11 protein-coding genes are annotated in these 17,212 nt (G+C 51.5%); 1 reads left to right on the top strand and 10 read right to left on the bottom strand.

Features of this window, described 5'->3' with window-relative positions:
* Nucleotides 1-6: 6 nt before the first annotated feature.
* A complete protein-coding gene (locus SH580_RS19920) occupies nt 7-633 on the bottom strand; it encodes a transposase (RefSeq protein ID WP_319832568.1) in 627 nt (208 codons plus the stop codon).
* 178 nt (nt 634-811) lie between these two features.
* Between SH580_RS19920 and SH580_RS19915 the strand changes: the two genes are divergently transcribed.
* A complete protein-coding gene (locus SH580_RS19915) occupies nt 812-2,191 on the top strand; it encodes an IS4 family transposase (protein WP_319832567.1) in 1,380 nt (459 codons plus the stop codon).
* Between the two features lie 160 nt (nt 2,192-2,351).
* Here SH580_RS19915 and SH580_RS19910 read toward each other — a convergent pair whose 3' ends face one another.
* From SH580_RS19910 to SH580_RS19870, 9 genes are all read right to left on the bottom strand, one after another.
* Nucleotides 2,352-3,890: a sulfatase family protein gene (locus SH580_RS19910; protein WP_319832566.1), complete on the bottom strand. Its 1,539-nt coding sequence runs from the start codon at nt 3,888-3,890 to the stop codon at nt 2,352-2,354.
* A gap of 72 nt (nt 3,891-3,962) precedes the next feature.
* Nucleotides 3,963-5,228 (bottom strand): SHD1 domain-containing protein, encoded by a 1,266-nt coding sequence (locus SH580_RS19905; protein WP_319832565.1) that lies wholly within the window; start codon nt 5,226-5,228, stop codon nt 3,963-3,965.
* 230 nt (nt 5,229-5,458) lie between these two features.
* The gene (locus SH580_RS19900; protein ID WP_345786234.1) at nt 5,459-6,931 is read right to left on the bottom strand and encodes a sulfatase family protein; all 1,473 of its coding nucleotides are present in this window, start codon (nt 6,929-6,931) and stop codon (nt 5,459-5,461) included.
* A gap of 219 nt (nt 6,932-7,150) precedes the next feature.
* Nucleotides 7,151-9,079, bottom strand: coding sequence for a sulfatase (locus tag SH580_RS19895; protein WP_319832563.1), 1,929 nt, complete (start codon nt 9,077-9,079; stop codon nt 7,151-7,153).
* A 14-nt stretch (nt 9,080-9,093) separates the two neighbouring features.
* Nucleotides 9,094-10,950, bottom strand: coding sequence for a sulfatase (locus SH580_RS19890; RefSeq protein ID WP_319832562.1), 1,857 nt, complete (start codon nt 10,948-10,950; stop codon nt 9,094-9,096).
* Nucleotides 10,951-11,721: 771 nt separating this feature from the next.
* Entirely contained in the window at nt 11,722-11,865 is a 144-nt protein-coding gene (locus SH580_RS19885; RefSeq protein WP_319832561.1) for a PEP-CTERM sorting domain-containing protein, read from the bottom strand.
* 107 nt (nt 11,866-11,972) lie between these two features.
* Nucleotides 11,973-12,401 (bottom strand): hypothetical protein, encoded by a 429-nt coding sequence (locus SH580_RS19880; RefSeq protein WP_319832560.1) that lies wholly within the window; start codon nt 12,399-12,401, stop codon nt 11,973-11,975.
* A 160-nt stretch (nt 12,402-12,561) separates the two neighbouring features.
* Nucleotides 12,562-16,041, bottom strand: coding sequence for a sulfatase-like hydrolase/transferase (locus SH580_RS19875; RefSeq protein WP_319832559.1), 3,480 nt, complete (start codon nt 16,039-16,041; stop codon nt 12,562-12,564).
* Nucleotides 16,042-16,232: 191 nt separating this feature from the next.
* On the bottom strand, nt 16,233-16,928 hold the full coding sequence (locus tag SH580_RS19870) for a PEP-CTERM sorting domain-containing protein (RefSeq protein WP_319832558.1): 696 nt from the start codon (nt 16,926-16,928) through the stop codon (nt 16,233-16,235).
* Nucleotides 16,929-17,212 lie beyond the last annotated feature (284 nt).

The following is a 17,212-nucleotide window of genomic DNA, read 5'->3' as shown; positions in this document are numbered from 1 at the left end:
ATCCGTTTACAACTCGGGATCATCCCAACCCTCACCATAGTCCAACAAAGGATACTCTTGCCAGATTCTCAGAACTTCAGTCTGAGAAGTCGCAGTCAAAAAATCACTCGCACTGCTCCACGGCCAATCCTTCCATTTCGAGACATAGCCATGCCTCACCGGGTTATGATGCACATAGTTTAAACTACTCCAAAAATGGCGCTCCGAACGCATCTCCCTTTCCACGGAACGATAAAAAACTTTCCGTCCACGCTGTGACTCCTCTCCATTCCACATGAAGGCAGTTCGTCCATGAAACTTACCAACCGATTTTAAAACACGCAAGATACCCTGACTTTGAATTAAAAAATGATAGTGATTCGGCAAGACACACCAAGCGTATACGGTAGCCCCCTCTTCGTGTAGCATTTGCAAAAATTGCTGGCTGAAAGTCTCCATCCGATCCGCAGAATGCCCGATATACGGACGGTGCTCATAACAAGCCCCATTTAATAAAAATTGTCGCGTATGAGTCCCCTCTCGATGTGGGGGCGAATGCCATGGTTGCTGCTTCACACGCCTGGCATCAAGAATCGAAGTCCTCTCCGCATCGGACATTTTACGCCAACGATACATACCGCGAATTTTTATCAATTTCAGCTCATAGACAAGGTGATAGTTTTCGCGATAACTGGTAAGCTTTGAACAGATGTAGCATAAGTGACAGCCGTTCGGAGTCCCGCCTTTAGGCCAATGCCTTTAAGGATTGGATTTTAGTTAGCGCAATCATTTAAGACTCGTACCTTTTAGGACGATTGCTTCTTTTGTATGAATGAGCGCATCCACCTCCTTGTGTTTACCGTTGTTTTCTAATTTTCCAGCTGCCTTTGAGGAGCTATTTAGCCGTGAGAGTTGCGCTCTGATTTTCGCGCAGCACGGTCCTCGCGGTGGTGGCCAAGCCAAGTTAAATGGCTGGGAATGGTTGATGTCCAGGGTCTACCATGAGTTGGCACGTTCGGGTACTTTCTCGTCTAATACCAAGGCGGTATCCGGAGTGCGCATCTCGGACAGCGCGCTCAGCCAGCGGGCCTTGTCGATTGGCGAGAAGCTGATCGAAGAGATACTGCCTATCGCGCTACGTCCGTTAGCCGACCGTGAGCGAGATGTGCAGGCCTTTTATCATGCATATCGGTTGGTGGCCATCGACGGGACTCGTTTCAATTTACGTAATACCGGAACCATTAATGAACAGGCTTCAAAAGTGGCTTGCAACCGCGGTAGCGGTGAACCTGCTTTCGCGCATTTGCTGGCAGTTGTCCTGGTGGAATTGGGTATGCACCAACCTTTGGGCACCCGTTTAGGCTGGCAAGGCGAGGGCGAGTTGACACTCGCGCGGCAACTGTTTGCGGCGCAGGATCTGCCCGAGCGCAGTCTGCTTTTAGCCGACCGACTGTTCGGTTATCCTTCGCTGATCTGGGGACTCTGGTCAATGCTCCGGCGCACACACAGTCACGTTCTGGTTCGGATAAAGTCTAATCTCAAAGCCAAGCGCACGCGGCAACTCGCGGATGGTTCATGGCTAGTCGAAGTCAAAGCGATTGATCCATCCACACGCAAGAAGGTGGGGGTACTCGAACTACGTGAGATCTATGGTCGAGTCTGCTATGAAGACCAGAATGGTCACCGTTCGTGTCTTCAAATACGCTTGTGGACGAGTCTGCTCGATGACACCACCAGCCCAGCCACAGAACTGATCGCCCTTTACGCCGCACGCTGGGAGGAAGAGTTATTCTTCCGAGAACTCAAAAGCCACCTGCACGCCCGCGGAGAACTACTTGACGCACTCACTCCGCAAACCGCAGCCCAAGAAGTGCTCGCGATGCTCTTAGCGGCCGCGCTGATCGCCAAGCAGCGCCAAAGCGTCGCTTCTGCCGCAGGCGTTGAGCCCTTGCGCATCAGCTTTGCCAAGGTTTTGCACAAGACAGCCGCACTGTGCGAGCTACTGCAAGTCGGTGCAGACTTGATCACCCCGCAAGCGCTGGCTCAGTGGATACAGCGACTCTTAGATGATCTTATATATGATGCCGTTATTAAAAAACGAAGACCTAGAACTTGCCCCAGAACCCTACGACAACCCACAAAAGACTGGCCAAAAACTAAAGTTGCCCAGTCAAAACGAGTTGTTAAAACTATAGAAGTCACCAATCCTTAAAGACATTGGCCTTTAGGCGGAAGGCGCTGCACATGCGCGCTTACACAACGTAACCGCCTAAAGGCGGAACTCCCAACCTTACACGCCAAATATGGAATGCACCGACTAATACATCCAAATAGCTAGGCAACGAACGGCTCCCATGGCGCTCGAACGCTCCTCATTTGTCCTTCTTGTTTTTCTTCGCCTTCTTAGTTTTCTTGGCCTGCGGATTCTTCCGATTGATTGGCCTGCTCTCTTCGAGCTGCTTTTGGTCGATTGGTAATTCGCGATCAAAAAGACTCACATATCTCTGATAGCCATTGTAATCCACGGCTTCCTGTTCCAAATGCTCGTAGCCTTGATCGTATTTTTGACGCATCTGCTCCATGACAGGTGCAAACTCCGGGTTGCTGGCGAGATTCACGAGTTCCAGTGGATCTTTCTCTAAGTCATACAACTCTTCGGTGGGATCCATGTCGTCATCCCCATACCACCAAAAGGTATATTTGTAGCGCCCATCCACCGTGCTCATCGCTTTGGTGGCATCCGGCCCGAAGGTGTTCATCAGCGTCAACTGCTCATGACCGCCTTTTGTGGGATCCTTCAAGATCGGCAGCAGACTCTTGCCATCCATATTTTCAGGAATCGGCACCCCTGCGAGCTCCAGGATCGTGGGCGCGAAATCGATGTTCCCTGTGAGCATTTGCGTGCGGAGGCCCTGCCCTGCAGTTTTAACGCGTGGATCGTAAATCATCAAGGGCACGCGTGAGGCTTCTTCCATCGGCAACACCTTCGAAGCGTATCCATGTGAGCCACAGATGTAGCCGTTGTCACTGGTGAAAATGATGACGGTATTGTCTGCAATTCCTTGAGCTTCCAGTTCATCGCGAATCATCCCAATCGCCACATCAATGGCGTAAACCTGCTGATGATAGGTGCGCATGACTTCGTCATAATTGCTGTCATAGCCCCAGTCCGAAAAGTAAACATATTGACGCCCTTGCTTGCTTTGTGGCGCACGTCCCTCCGCATGCTCACGACCATAGTTGCCTGGCTTCGTGAATACTTTGTCCGCATAGATAGGGTCGAAGCGAGGGTCCGCTACGGAAGGTTTATGAGGTGCTTTAAAACTAATGGATAGCAGCAGAGGTTTGTCCTGCTTAACCGCTGCGCGGATCACATCACGCCCAAAAGCGCCATACGACAAAGTTGAATGCGGAAACTCTTCGGCATACTTCGCCATCGATTTATTTTTACTGGTCTCGTAACTCGTCTGCTGAGGGCCACCACCCCACACATCAAAGTCCTCTTCGCACAAACCTTTGCCTTCGACCTCAAGGCCGAACTTCCCTGCAAATGCGGAGAGATAGCCAGCCTCGCGCAATAAGACAGGATACGACTTGGCCCAGACTTCGGGGCGCATGTCTCCATGAAAAAAATTGGTGCCGGTTTTGTATTCATACATTCCGGTCAGAATGTTGGCCCGACTCGCCATGCAGATCGCCGTCGTATCGTAGTGACGATCAAAGATCATACCCTCCGCACCCAGCTTATCCATCTGCGGCGTCTGCACATCCGGGTTGCCGTAGCAGCCTACTGAATACGTGCTCTGGTCGTCAGACAGCAGGAAAATGATATTGGGCCTCTGTTTCGCGACCAAGCCCGAGACTGCAAGTAGTGAGAGTGCCGAGACTAAGAGTGCTTGTTGTAATTTCATGATGGATTCCTTTTATTTACTTTTCCAAAGTTTGATCTACTTGATGTCATCTTTTGTATTGGGGGGCGTAGATTATTCCCGACTCTTTCGGACGGCCTCATTGATGGCTTTTAGTTGATTAAATTGAAAGGTGGCCAGGGGCGCCTTCTTTTTTTTGGGATCCGCCAGGGCGACCGCCCAAGTGATGGCACCCTTCGCCTTAACAACACGCAGCGTCCAATCGATGGCCTGTTCCGTTTCGAAGACGGGCTCTCCGGAGTTCCAAGTCTCTTGCATGGGTGGAAAGAAATGCGCCAAAGAACCGTCGATATAATTGTCTTCCTCGATCATCTCAATAGCGACTTCGTTCTCTTCTGTGGACGCCTTTTGCTTTTTCATCGGAGTAGGATGACCGCCGGTAAAGTCGGATTCATCATTGGAAGTGAGCTTCGAAAATTCCCTGACACTGAAGGCCAAGGCCGCATTCGGATTTCCGGCACGCGCCGCCTTTTCCAGCATCGGGATGTCGCCGAAACTGGGATGGTCGAACCACCAGGCGGCGATCTTCGTTCCGTAGCGTAAGGAATACTCTTTCACGATGATCTCAGCCACCGCTTCTTCAGGCGTCATCTTAAGCGATTTGGCGTATTCCTTCCAGTTCTCGATGACACCCGGCAGAGCCTTGTCGGGGTGTTTGCCCATAGCAGGGCCTTCTGACGCAAAATAGACCATCACCTTGAAGCCTTGCCGATTGAGTGCATCTAGCATTTCACCAAACAGGTCGCGCTCAGGAACGATGTCGGGAGAAATATGCTTGGCCAGTTCGGCATGGGGTGAGGTGTAAAAAGAACCGTTCGCTCCTTGCGTGAGATTGATTTGCACCCATGCCGCCGTATCCAGCACCTTGATTTGATCCATCATGGCCCGCACATCAAAACTAGCCAGCGCTTCCGGCTGCATCATCCCTGGCATATTGAAACGAAAGCCCCACTGCCCTTCCATCCATTCGGCGCGATGCCCTGCAGATATTTTAGGTTTCTGAACCTCTGCGGTGTGCCTCTCTACTTTTGTAAATTGCTGAAGATATTCTTGGTCGGCAGCCGAGAGCTGACGCATGGGCACCGATACCGTATAATTGTTATCCGTGCGGCGTAGTTGAACGACATCATTCTTGATGCCAACGAACTCCGCCTCAACGGAAAAAGTTCCATTCGGAGACTTCCAGATGCGTGGGCTCTCAGCGAAGACGCTCGAAGTCAGCATGCCTACAATCGTCAAATAAACCATACTGCGATGGAGTGTAGCGAGTCGGTTGATGACTCGCCCGAATCCTAGTATTCTGAAGTTCTCTGCGCGCATTTGATTCATTCTAGTTTTTGCATTCAATTGCGATCAACTAACTATTTTTTCGTGCTGCGACATGGAGCGTTTTGCAGGCGTAGTTCCTGTTTCATCGGAAACTTTAGCTCTATGACTTGCTGGTTGTGTCTCCAAAAACACGAAATTCGGTCGGCTTGCCGGTTCGGCAAACGCGGACAACAGACTGAGCAATAGCACGAAGTTCCAGAAACAAATTCGTTTCACTCGTTTCAATTCTTTTCACTTTTCCAGAGGTCAATTGCGTCGGTATCATTACTCGACTCGGGGCCGGCGGTACTGCGACCGTTGAAAACATCCGCTTCGAGTTGCGCCAACAGACGCTGCGCGATTTCAGGGTGACTCTCGTAGAGATTTGTAGTTTCCGCCGGATCATTTTCCATGTCATAAAGCTGCGCCTTGGGCGTGTCTTTGGTCAATTGATTTTCCTTGGGACCTGTCCAACCAGCCGATCCTTTGGCCAACAGTAGTTTCCACTTTCCTTGACGGTAGCCAAAGTGACCACTGATCGAATGATGAATCACACCTGCGCGGGTCGACACGATTTCCTTCCCCGACAGAGCCGGCAGAAAGCTAACACTGTCCTCAGCACCCTCTGCAGGGACTGCGGCACCAGTGATGTCTGCGGCTGTCGCAAACAAGTCAGTCAGGCAAATCAACTGATCACTAGTCGAGCCAGCGGCCACATGCCCCGGCCAGCGAGCAATGAAAGGCACACGGTGTCCGCCGTCCCACAGGTCCGCTTTCGAACCACGAAAACCGGCGCTGACGATGTGTCCTTGCTCTGCAAGTGCATCAATGTCCGCCGCTTTGGAGGTGCCATTATCACTGCTAAAAATAACCAAGGTATTCTCCGTCAGGCCGTTCGCGTCGAGTGCGGCCAGAATCTGCCCCACTCCATCATCTGTCTGCATGACGAAATCACCGTAGATCCCGAGACCGCTGCGACCAATCCATTCAGGCGACGGCACGATCGGCGTATGCGGCGAACCGTAGGGCACATAGAGAAAGAACGGTGTCTCTTTTTCGGACGCGCGTGCTTCGATATATTCGACCGCCTTGCGCGTAATGCGTGGCAGCATATTCACTTCGTCTTCGTGCGCGATCACGGTGTCGTTTTCGATCACGCCCTTCATGTCACCGGCATGGTGGAAGCCATGGTAATAATCAAAACCACGATCCACTGGTCCATCTGGAATCTTACTGCCAACAGGGGCGAGCGTTTTCTTCCCTTTTCGCTGTATCACTTTACCCGTTTCAGGATCGAGATACTGGAAGTTCAGATGCCACTTGCCCACGATGCCCGTGTGGTAACCTTGCGCTTTGAGGAAGCTCGCCACAGTTGGGCGGTCTGCGGCGACTAGATTGGGGGCGAAGCCTTGAACGACGCCGCGTTGGAGCTTCGTGCGCCAACTATAGCGGCCAGTCATCAAACCATAGCGCGTGGGGGTGCACACCGCAGAGCCGGAGTGCGCATCGGTAAAAATCATCCCTTCCGCAGCCAACTGATCAACCGCAGGCGTCTTGATTTTGCCATGCTCGGGGTTCAGTGCCTGAATTTCTCCATAGCCAAGGTCATCACAAAGAATAAAGACGATGTTCGGCTTTTCCGTGGCAAAGGCGCTCGTCGCTAAAGCAAGTGAGGCAAGGCAAGTCGCGACGGTTTTAAACAAATACTTTTTCATCATTATTATGGTCCTGAAGCTTTAAAGTTCTAGCGGTGATTTCTGTTCCGCAGATTCTGAGTTCAATTTTAAGTGTGAGCGATGTTAAAGCGTCGACTCAGGTTCGGAGTTCCGCATTCATGCGGCCATGCGTGCCTGACCCTAAATACACTGCCGCCTGAAGGCGGAACTCCAAACCCAATCAAGTGAATCGTTTACTCTGCAAAAAAATGCCCCCGGTTATTTTTTAGAAATATTCTCTGGAACAGAGGGTGCGACCTTCGACGGCAGATTGTTGCCCCGCGTCGATTTCTTCACGTCGGGATAACTCACGAGGAAGTTGTTCGCATCGATTAAGTTGATCAGATAGTGAGTCGTCCCCTTAGGCAAAGTGGCGGCCACGCGATTGCCAGGCAACACGTCGGCAGGCATCCGGAACCACTCTTCATCACTGTCGCCTCCATTGAATGTATACATCAGTTGCGCACGGACGAGCTTCGCACCATTTTCTTGATAGTGATACTCCACAACATTGCCGTTTCTTTTATGAGACAGCACAGTCGGCACCTTTTCCTTATTCGGCAGTGCATCACTAAAATGTGGATTAAAGTAAGGATAGCTCGCATCCATCGCTTCTAACTTCTCGGTCAGCATCTGATTCATTGCCTCTGCCTTTTCTGGCATTTTTAGGGCGAGATTATTGGATTCTTCGATATCCACCCGTGTCTGCTTTCCGTTCTCGGTCTTATACAGTTGATACAGCTCTAACGCATCATTGCGTGGATTCAAGTGGTCGTAGTTGCGCACCAGCTTATAGTCACCAATACGGATCGTGCTCTCGAGTGCCTGACTGTTTGGGAAGTGCCAAAACAGAGTGTCACGCACATGACCGTCTTCTTGTTTCACAAGTTGCGGATCAGTGGGATCCGTAGCCAGCAGTTCAGAAAGATCGCTGCCGTCAAACTGATTGCCTGCAGGCTTCTGTGTCCCCGTCCACGAGAGAATCGTTGGAAAGAAATCGAGGCCGTTCGCCATGACATCGGTTTGCACGCCCGCATCGATCCCTGGGCCGACGATAATCAGTGGCACTCGTGTGCCACCTTCCATGGCGGATATCTTACCGCGATCGAGCGGATAGTTGTCGGTGATCACTTCGCCAGGCATATTCTCCATACCGCCGTTGTCTGAGGTAAAGATGATGTAGGTATTCTCACTCAACATGTGCCCCGGCCAACGCGGGTCTTCCGTTGTTTCCAGATAGTCGAACATTTGCCCCGCGTAGTAATCGAGTTCCTCGACCATGGCGGCGTAGAAGGGATTCGTTTGCCCCTCGCCCTTCCATTCCTGTGGATTCTTAGGCAGTTCCACCCCGAGCTTTTCGACGTATTTTTTCAGCAAACGCTCACTGCGTGTATGAATGGGCGCATGCACCAGCTTAGTGGCATAAAAGAGGAAGAACGGTTTATCTTTATTTTCGCGCACAAAGGTCAGCGCATCTTCACTGAGTTCATGCGTCGCAAAGCCGTTTTCATCGAGACGATACGGATCCTTAGGATCGTTGGTGGCAAACCCAGTCAAACGATGTGGCTTCATGATCGCAGTGGTGCCCGCGTTACTACGGCTCCAATCGAAACCAATATCCTCTGGTTGTGGGTAAGAGAAGTGCTTCATGGCGAGGTGCCATTTGCCGCTATGCCCGGTGGTGTATCCGTTATCTTTAAGCGCCTGAGGCAGCGCGACATAGTTGGTCGCCATGCGTCCGCTATACCACGGTGGCATCATGCGGTGCGCCGTCTTATGATACGGCGCGGGCGGCGTGCCACCCACCACGTGTGTGAACTGAGTGCGGGCCGGATGTGCCCCAGTCATGATGCCCCCACGGCTCGGTGCACAGCTCGGTGCCGGCGAATAGCCCTGCCAAAATAGGACACCCTTCTTCGCGAGCGCGTCGATGTTCGGTGTTTCAAATGGCGAAGGCTCGTCGATGTCGTAGCACTTCACATCCTGCCAGCCGAGATCGTCAGCCAGCAGCAAAAGCACATTCGGCTTTTCCGGACGACCATCGTCAGCCGAGACGACCGTCGAACACAACGATGCCACCAGCATCGTGGCACTGACTCGAACGATACGCCTAAAAAACGGCAGTGAGGTATGGGAGTTAAGTTTCATGATTTCTTTCTTCACTATTTGGCAGCGACTACATCGGTGTATTGCAGGAAGCCATTGGTATCGATCAGCATGAAGCAGTAGCCTTCGATCCCTGCTGGGATCTTTGCGCTCACACTAGAGCCATCAGCACTCACCGTGGCAGGACGACGCATACCGGGGATAAACTCTTCGGTAACGGCACCACCACCTTTATGCCGGTTTTTCTTCGTTTTTCCAGCCACGGGCGCATCGCAATAAATGACAGCCGCTTCCTTGATCATCGGGCCACTCGCTTGAATCGCTAGCTGCGCCTGACGTGTGGCTTTTTTAAACGAAGCAGCACCTGGCTTCGCCGCCGGTTTTGTCGCCTCGGCGTAGTTGGGATTTAAATAAGGCAGCTCCGCATTATTAGCAATCAGTGCATCTTCAAGCAAGCCGCTCAATCGCTCGACAACGGATGCATATTCCGGATTTTGCGCGAGGTCATTGGCTTCTTCGAAATCGTTGCGCTGACCATCCTTATAGATACGATACAGCTCGTAGTCATTTGTTTCGTAACGTTTGTGAAGCTTATAATCGCCGCTGCGAATTGCAGACTTCCAGCCAGAACCATGTGGGAAGTGCCAGAACAGGAATTCACGTTCCTTGCCGTTCGCATCGAGGACTTTGTCGCTCTCGCCATGCAAGACTGGAGAAATATCCAAGCCACTGAGTTCTGCAAAATCACTCGCGGCGATTTCAGAGCCCGTCAACTCAAGGAAGGTCGGGAAGAAGTCGAGCTGATTGACTAGACCATCAAACTGACTGCCCGCAGCAATGCCAGGGCCTGAAATCATCATTGGCACGCGAACGCCGCCGCCTTCCGTGTGACCTTTGCCGTATTTCAAAGGTGCATTATCCGAGAGAATTTCTTTACCACGTTGCTCGGCACCACCGTTGTCGGAACTAAAGAAAATATAAGTTGTTTCGATCAGTTTCTTGCCTGGGTTGCGCGGATCGTCGGTCTTCTCCAAGTATTCCACGATACGGCCGAGGCTCCAGTCCACGCTGGTGACCATCGATGCAAAGTATGGATTCTGCTGTCCTGGCAAAGTCATGTCACCTTTCTTAGGTGGGAAAGGCTGGCCGAATTTATCGCAGTAATACTCCAACAGTTCGCCATTACGTGTCAGCATCGGCCAGTGAACCATCCAGTGGCAAAGGTTGAGGAAGAACGGCTCGTCCTTATTCTTATCCATGAACTCGATCGCGGAACCCGTCACCTCATCGTAAGGATATGAAATGCCCTCTGGCTTCTTATCGCTATAAGGCGGATATTTCTCCTTACTCAAAGGGAACTTAGGATCGTTCTTCGTTGCAAAATCTTTGGTGCGGTCCGGCACGCTACGGTGAATACCGCGCTCTTCATTGACGACTTGGAAGCCATAGCTCGCTGGAGTCAGACCCACATGCCATTTACCCGAATGCCCCGTGCGGTAGCCATTCGCGGCCAACGCCTTGGCGCTGGTCAGCAACTTACGGTCAAGTTGCGCCTCTAGATAAGGAGCGATCAACAGCTCGTTACTCTTCCCCTTCTTGCGATCATCCAGCGTGACGTGCGTGAAGCGTGTTTTTGCGGGATGCTGCCCGGTGTTGATCGCACCACGCGATGGCGAACAGGTCGGCGCCCCCGAGTAGCCTTGAGTGAAATTCATGCCAGACTCGGCGAACTTGACCATATTCGGTGTCTCATAAGCACAGGGCTCGTCGACATCGTTAACCTGTATATCCTGCCAGCCGAGATCGTCGACGTAGAAGATAATGATATTAGGCTGTTTGATCTCCGCGCAAAGCATCGGAATGCAAGCGACCGCGAGTAAGCCAGCGACCAGGGTTTGTTTAATCTTATTCATAAAATTATAGCTTATTTGAGCGTTATTAAATCTGCGACACTCATCGCTGTGAGTGTTTACATCGCATGCTTATACTACTGAATATCAATCAGATGGAGCGACGACTGCAAGAGTCGCCAGAGAGGCGTAGACTAATTGGGTTAAATTATATCATAATGGCGAGACAGGCGCACCACGTATTCACTGGATAGGATACTTACGTTGAGTGAAAGCGTCCGAATATTCTAGGGTTTTAAACGTGTAGTCGCTCTTACGATGTGATCATAAGAACGACTGCCTCGATATTACTAACATTTGAGAAAATTGCTATACTACATATGGACTACCAGCGCATAAAATAATGAATATATCTAGCGTTTTCTATAACCGCAGATGGCCGCAGATTTTGACAAAAATTGACAAAGGTCTGCCGAAGATGGTGCAGTAAAGCACTCAATCTACGGCACCTCTCGGCCATTTTAAGAGCTACATCCAACGCGGTTGACGAGTTGCGACCACTGTAGCGATGCGACGCCAGTCGCGTCGAATCCCCCTACAAGGCGCGGTCGACCTCGCTAGCGCGAGGTCGCTACAACGTAGCGATGCGACGCCAGTCGCGTCAAATCCCCGCGCAAGGCGCGGTCGACCTCGCTAGCGCGAGTTCGCGACAATGTAGCGACACCAGTCGCTAGCACCTCCCGAGAGAATCCATGCAACTTCCAGTAACTTATCCACAAAAAAGCCCTCGGATTGCGAGATCCGAGGGCTTTGAAAATTAAATTGTCGGCTGAATTATGCGCGACGACGGCGAAGCATTACAGATACCAGACCTGTGAGGCCAGCGAGCAATGCGTAAGTGCCTGGCTCTGGGACGGCTGTCAAATTCACTGTAAAATCAACATCAGTCGCATTCCAAGCGCCACTGGCCTGAGTCATGCTAAAAAATGTGTCATTCAAAGCCACTGAAGGACCAGCAGGGTTAGTTACAGTAGTATTCGTAATATCGCCAACGATTGTAAAAGCGTCACCACTCCCCCAACGTCTCACGGTAGCTTCCGTATACAGGGCACTACCCAGCAAGTAACTCTTCCCCCTGAAGAAGTTCCCGAGACCGAGATGGTTCCGAAAGCAATTCCCTCCGAGTTCGAATTAAAAGTCCCAGTATTGTAGTCAAACTCACGTATGCCATTGTCATTTGTATCCCAAGTAATAGGCCCCGCGCCGACTGGTGAAATAGCAATCGTGAAGGTGACTGTATCGTTGTTGACTCCATCAGCATCAATGGTCAGCCCACTGACAGTGTAGCTTAACGAAGTCACTGTGGCGTCCTGCGCTGGCTCCGTAATAATGCCAAGTGTCCCGACATCTACGGCAGCCTCAAAGGCATTGGCGCCTGTAAAGACGATTGTCGCCGCCTGTGAAGAGACAGTCGAGGCAAGAGCTGCACCTGTAATAAGTAATATACTTTTCATATTAATCATGTGAGAGTCGCGGCATAGGCCAACAACCCACTTAATTTAGGGTAAGGGTTTATCTTAGAGTGACTACCAATAATCGAGCATTATTCTACTATCTGTAGCGGATTTCGAATATACTACATATGGACTACAAAGCAAAGAAAAATCGATGCATCTAGTCGGCCACTGATAGCACTGTCAAACGACCGAAAAGTTTTCCATCCACAGCTAGACTTTTTGGGATCGTCACTGTCACCTGCTGTAGCCCTCCAACGATCGATCCTAAGCTCACTTCACTGGCGCGCGGCTCGGTAATATTGAGGTCCGTCCATGCGGACAGGCTCGATCCATACTGAAAAGTTTGCACCGTGAAGGGCACGGCTTCCGCGCGACGCGTAAAGGTGAAAACAAAGTGCTCCCCCGCGGCATCCATCTCGGGAAGGATGACTTCGCCCGACTCCGTGGGTGTGCCATTCAGCACAAACTCGAGCCCAGTCGCGATCCCGTCTTGCTCGGGGTCTCCCTCAAAAGAGGCATCACTTAGGCCGGGATAATTCAACAACCACGCTTGGTAGTCTGTCGGAGGCGTATAGCGGCTATAGAGCGCCTCAACTTGCAGGTCGCTCAGTGCCACATCATAGAGCATCACTTCATCTAAAAGTCCCTCATAGCTGGCACCGCCGAAACCACCCGAACTCCCCAGCCATGCTTGAGTGATGCCCGACATGGAGCCCGTCAATCCCGTCTCGGAATAGAACGGAGCGCCATTGAGATAGATACTCATGCTGCCTGCAGTCGTATCTTTGGTGAACACCCAATGGTTCCACTTCCCTCTATAACTCTCAACGGCTGCCACCGCTGAAATAATTCGATCACCGCCCGCATCCCAAAAGATCTTACCATTCCCCCAGGGAAGGTTGATGCCCAGCATACGAGCTTCAGCCGAATTGATGGCATACAAAGCGACATCATTCGCTGGCTGCGTCGCTCCACCATAAGCCCACAGTGCGATGCTGATTTGACTATCAATCGCGCCCACTGCCCCGACTGGAATCTCCGCAGCATCACTCACGCCATCAAAATACAAGGCACCGGCGGCAACTCCAACACTCCAGTCAGCACCGTTCACCGTCGCATGGTGCCCATTGCCGGAAATATCTGCAGCCTGACTGCCCGCGTCTTCGTCGAGCGACCAATGAGCCAGCGCATCCGGCAGCGCAACGCTCGGGCTGTCGACGGCTTTGGTATATTGCATATACCCGTTCTCATCGACCAGCATGAAGCAGTAAGCGGTGATACTCTCAGGAATCACCGCACTCACGGTGTAACCATCGGCACTCAGCGTGGCAGGCTCCCGCATGCCAGAGATAAACTCGTCTGCCACCACATCGTGGTCTCCAGTGCTCGTGGGTCCGTCACAATAAATCACAGAGGCCTCTTGAATCTTTGGTCCGCTGGCTTCGATCGTCAGTTGAGCCTCACGCGTGAAGAATTGAAACGAGCTGACGTCGGGCGCAGCGACCGTTGACGGATCAACGCCTGCATAGTCTGGGTTCAGGTAAGGCAGTTCTGCGTCATCGGCCAGCAGCGCTCCCTCCAGCATGCCGCTCAATTCTTGCAAGACGGACGCATAGGCAGGATCTGCCGCTAAGTCATTGGCTTCTTCGATGTCCAAGCGGACGGCGCGATTATTGGCATCCACACCATCATAGAGGCGATACAGCTCGTAAGTATTCGTTTCGTATGATTTATGCAGTTTATAATCACCACTTCGCAGCGCGGCGTTCATGTTACCATAATGCGGGTAGTGCCAAAACAGAAACTCACGCTCCTGCCCCGTCGCATCCAGCACCTGAGCGTCCAGCGGCGTCGGATCCAGCAGCACGGGAGCGATATCCAAACCACTGAGCTCTGCAAAATCAGTCGGCGCGATCGTTGTCTCGGTCAACGACAGGAAGGTGGGGAAAAAATCCAGCTGATTGACGATTTTATCAAATTCTGTGCCTGCGGCAATGCGTGGTCCTGAAACCACCAGTGGAATACGAACACCGCCTCCGGCCACATAGCCCTTGCCCGCTCTCAACGGTGCATTGTCGGAAATAATTTCATCGCGACGCTGCTCCGCTCCGCCGTTGTCTGAACTGAAGAAAATATAAGTCGTATCGATCAATTTTTGACCGGGATTGCGGGGATCGTCAGTGGCCTCCAAGTAGGACACGATCCGCCCCAGACTCCAATCCACCGTGGTGACCATCGCAGCGAAATAAGGATTGGTCTGACCGGGTGTGGTCCAGTCGTCAGGCGATAAAGTTGCGTAATCGTGGCCCAGCTTGTCGCAATAGTATTTGAGCAGCTCCTCGTTACGAGTGAGCACCGGCCAGTGAACCATCCAATGACAGAGATTCAGGAAAAATGGCTCGTCCTTGTTCGCATCAATAAACTGCAGTGCGGACTCCGTGACCTCATCGTAGGGATACGACATCCCCAGAGGATTGGCGGCGTTGACCGGTGGATACTTTTCGACGCTGAGCTGATACTTATCCGAAGCGCTCGTCGTGGCAAAGTCCGAGAGTCGATCGGGGCTCATGCTGCGGTGCGCGCCACGGCTATGATTGACCGTCTCGAAGCCGTAGTTGGCGGCATTGAGCCCGATATGCCACTTCCCAGAGTGACCAGTGCGATAGCCATTTGCTTGCAAGGCCTCGGCGCTGGTCAGTAAATTACGGTCAATTTGTAGCTCCAAGTAAGGCGCAATCAGCAACTCGGAAGCAGCACCATCACTCATGTCGTCGAGCGTGACGTGCGTGAACCTTGTCTTAGCGGGATGCTGCCCGGTGTTAATCGCCGCACGTGAGGGCGAACAGGTGGGCGCCGGCGAATACGCCTGAGTAAAATTCATGCCCGACTCAGCCAGTTTGATCATGTTTGGCGTCTCGTAGGGACAAGGATCGTCCAAATCGTTAATCTGGACATCCTGATGCCCGAGATCATCGACGTAGAAAATAATTATATTCGGTTGAATCGTCTGAGCGGCCACGGAGAGATTATCGAGGCTAAAGGCTGCTGTTGTGCCCTCGCCATTCACCGCCTGATGGACAAAGAACAGGCCAATCTGTTCTTCTCCCGAATAGGTGAAAGTATGCTGCAGCGCTGTACCATCTGCAGTGATTGCGGTCGCATCCCCCAGCGTGCCAGAGCTGGCTGCGCCGCTGAGAACAACACCATTATTGAAGTTCTCGTGAATATCGACCCCGACAGCATCCGTGTCATTCACGCCACTGGCAGTGTATGTCTGAAGGTAGGAACCCGAACCTTCACCCGTGGCTGGGACGAAGCCTGAAATATCAAAGGTCACAGTAACCGTGCCGACACCCCACCCCCGAGTATCCAACCAAACGCCCGCACCACGCGTCCGATTCGCGTTCGCGTCAGTGGTGAAGTCCAGCGTGGAGCCAGAATCATCCACATAATTGTTGGAGCTAAAAAACTGACCGTGTGTCACGGCAGCCGCGGCCCCGCCGAGCTCACTGACGCCCCCCGTTTGACTCGTGACCGTGAAGTCGTCAAAATCTTCGGAGAAAACGACATGCGTTGACGCCTGCGAACAGAGTGTAGAGGCAACAAGCGCGCCGAGAAGGAAGAATGGGGAGTTCATAGACGTAATGGTATCCGCGTGATAATACTATCATTTTAAAATTAAGCTATACTACATATGAACTACACGCGCACGGAGATATTAAAATGCTATACCAATTCAAGGATGCCTTCCCCGGCAAATAACGATGAATACAAAAAAGCCCTCGGATCGCGAGATCCGAGGGCTTGGTAAAGTAATCTGTCGGCTGATTAAGCACGACGACGGCGAACCATCACGAATGCCAGGCCAGTCAGGCCAGCGAGCAACGCATACGTGCCTGGTTCTGGAATCGTACTCACCGTAAGGTTATCGATATCAACCGTGTTTCCCGTACCCGTGCTTTGGGCGTTGAGGTTGGCGAAGACCAGACCAATAAAGTCATCGGTTCCGTTATAGGTAAAGGTGAAAGCGATGTTCCCGTTGCCGGTAATTTCTTGTTGAGTACCGAGCAAAGCAATCGAAGCGCTTCCGGTTGCAACTGGAAGGCCATCTGCTGAGAGGAAATTTCCATGAAGATCCAAACTCACCGTATTTGAAGCATCCACATTATTTGCAGCGTATGCCTGGAAAATGGCTTTCGAATCAGTCCCGGCTGTAAAGTTCGCCGCGTCAAACTCAACAGTAACGGTTCCGGCTGCCCATGTTGATGCATTGAGCCAGACGCCTGCACCCCGGAATCTATTTTCAGTAGTATTACCAAGAGTGAGATCACCATCAGCGATCCCAATCCCATTTGTTGAACCAAACCACTCTTCGACAGCGGTGGTTGTGCCATTGTCAAATACGACGGCAGTAGAGGTTTGAGTATAATCATCACCAGTGAAATTAGTGCTATACACAAGAGCCGCTGATGAAGACAGAGTTGAGGCAAGCACCGCGCTTGCGAGTATTAATTTATTTTTCATATGATTGATACATCAACGGGTACTTAGCTGTTCACTAAGTCCAGAAAATGCGTATTTTAGGGGGTTGGTTAATATTGATTTTGATGTTTTAGAGAGAAATTAGAATGCAAGAGGGGTGATACTACTATCATTTCATAATTTCCGCTATCCTCCATATGGACTACAAAACGCAAAAAATGCATAAATTCGCTCGATTATTACATCGACGGAAGCGGCATAAGATCCTGAAATCGTGAACTGTCAGCATGCGTGCCCTTCAAATTATCAAGCTTCAAAGCTGCTTT

The organism is Coraliomargarita algicola (assembly GCF_033878955.1).
GTDB classification, from domain to species: Bacteria; Verrucomicrobiota; Verrucomicrobiia; order Opitutales; family Coraliomargaritaceae; genus Thalassobacterium; species Thalassobacterium algicola.
The sequence above is the reverse complement of the archived record's forward strand: the minus strand, read 5'-3'. Positions and strand labels throughout refer to the sequence as shown.

Bases quoted from the DNA above. Each gene is read 5' to 3' on its own strand.
- SH580_RS19915 (WP_319832567.1), top strand. From the start codon at position 812: ATGAGCGCATCCACCTCCTTGTGTTTACCGTTGTTTTCTAATTTTCCA.
- SH580_RS19910 (WP_319832566.1), bottom strand. From the start codon at position 3,890: ATGAAATTACAACAAGCACTCTTAGTCTCGGCACTCTCACTACTTGCA.
- SH580_RS19905 (WP_319832565.1), bottom strand. From the start codon at position 5,228: ATGCGCGCAGAGAACTTCAGAATACTAGGATTCGGGCGAGTCATCAAC.
- SH580_RS19900 (WP_345786234.1), bottom strand. From the start codon at position 6,931: ATGAAAAAGTATTTGTTTAAAACCGTCGCGACTTGCCTTGCCTCACTT.
- SH580_RS19895 (WP_319832563.1), bottom strand. From the start codon at position 9,079: ATGAAACTTAACTCCCATACCTCACTGCCGTTTTTTAGGCGTATCGTT.
- SH580_RS19890 (WP_319832562.1), bottom strand. From the start codon at position 10,950: ATGAATAAGATTAAACAAACCCTGGTCGCTGGCTTACTCGCGGTCGCT.
- SH580_RS19885 (WP_319832561.1), bottom strand. From the start codon at position 11,865: ATGACTCAGGCCAGTGGCGCTTGGAATGCGACTGATGTTGATTTTACA.
- SH580_RS19880 (WP_319832560.1), bottom strand. From the start codon at position 12,401: ATGAAAAGTATATTACTTATTACAGGTGCAGCTCTTGCCTCGACTGTC.
- SH580_RS19875 (WP_319832559.1), bottom strand. From the start codon at position 16,041: ATGAACTCCCCATTCTTCCTTCTCGGCGCGCTTGTTGCCTCTACACTC.
- SH580_RS19870 (WP_319832558.1), bottom strand. From the start codon at position 16,928: ATGAAAAATAAATTAATACTCGCAAGCGCGGTGCTTGCCTCAACTCTG.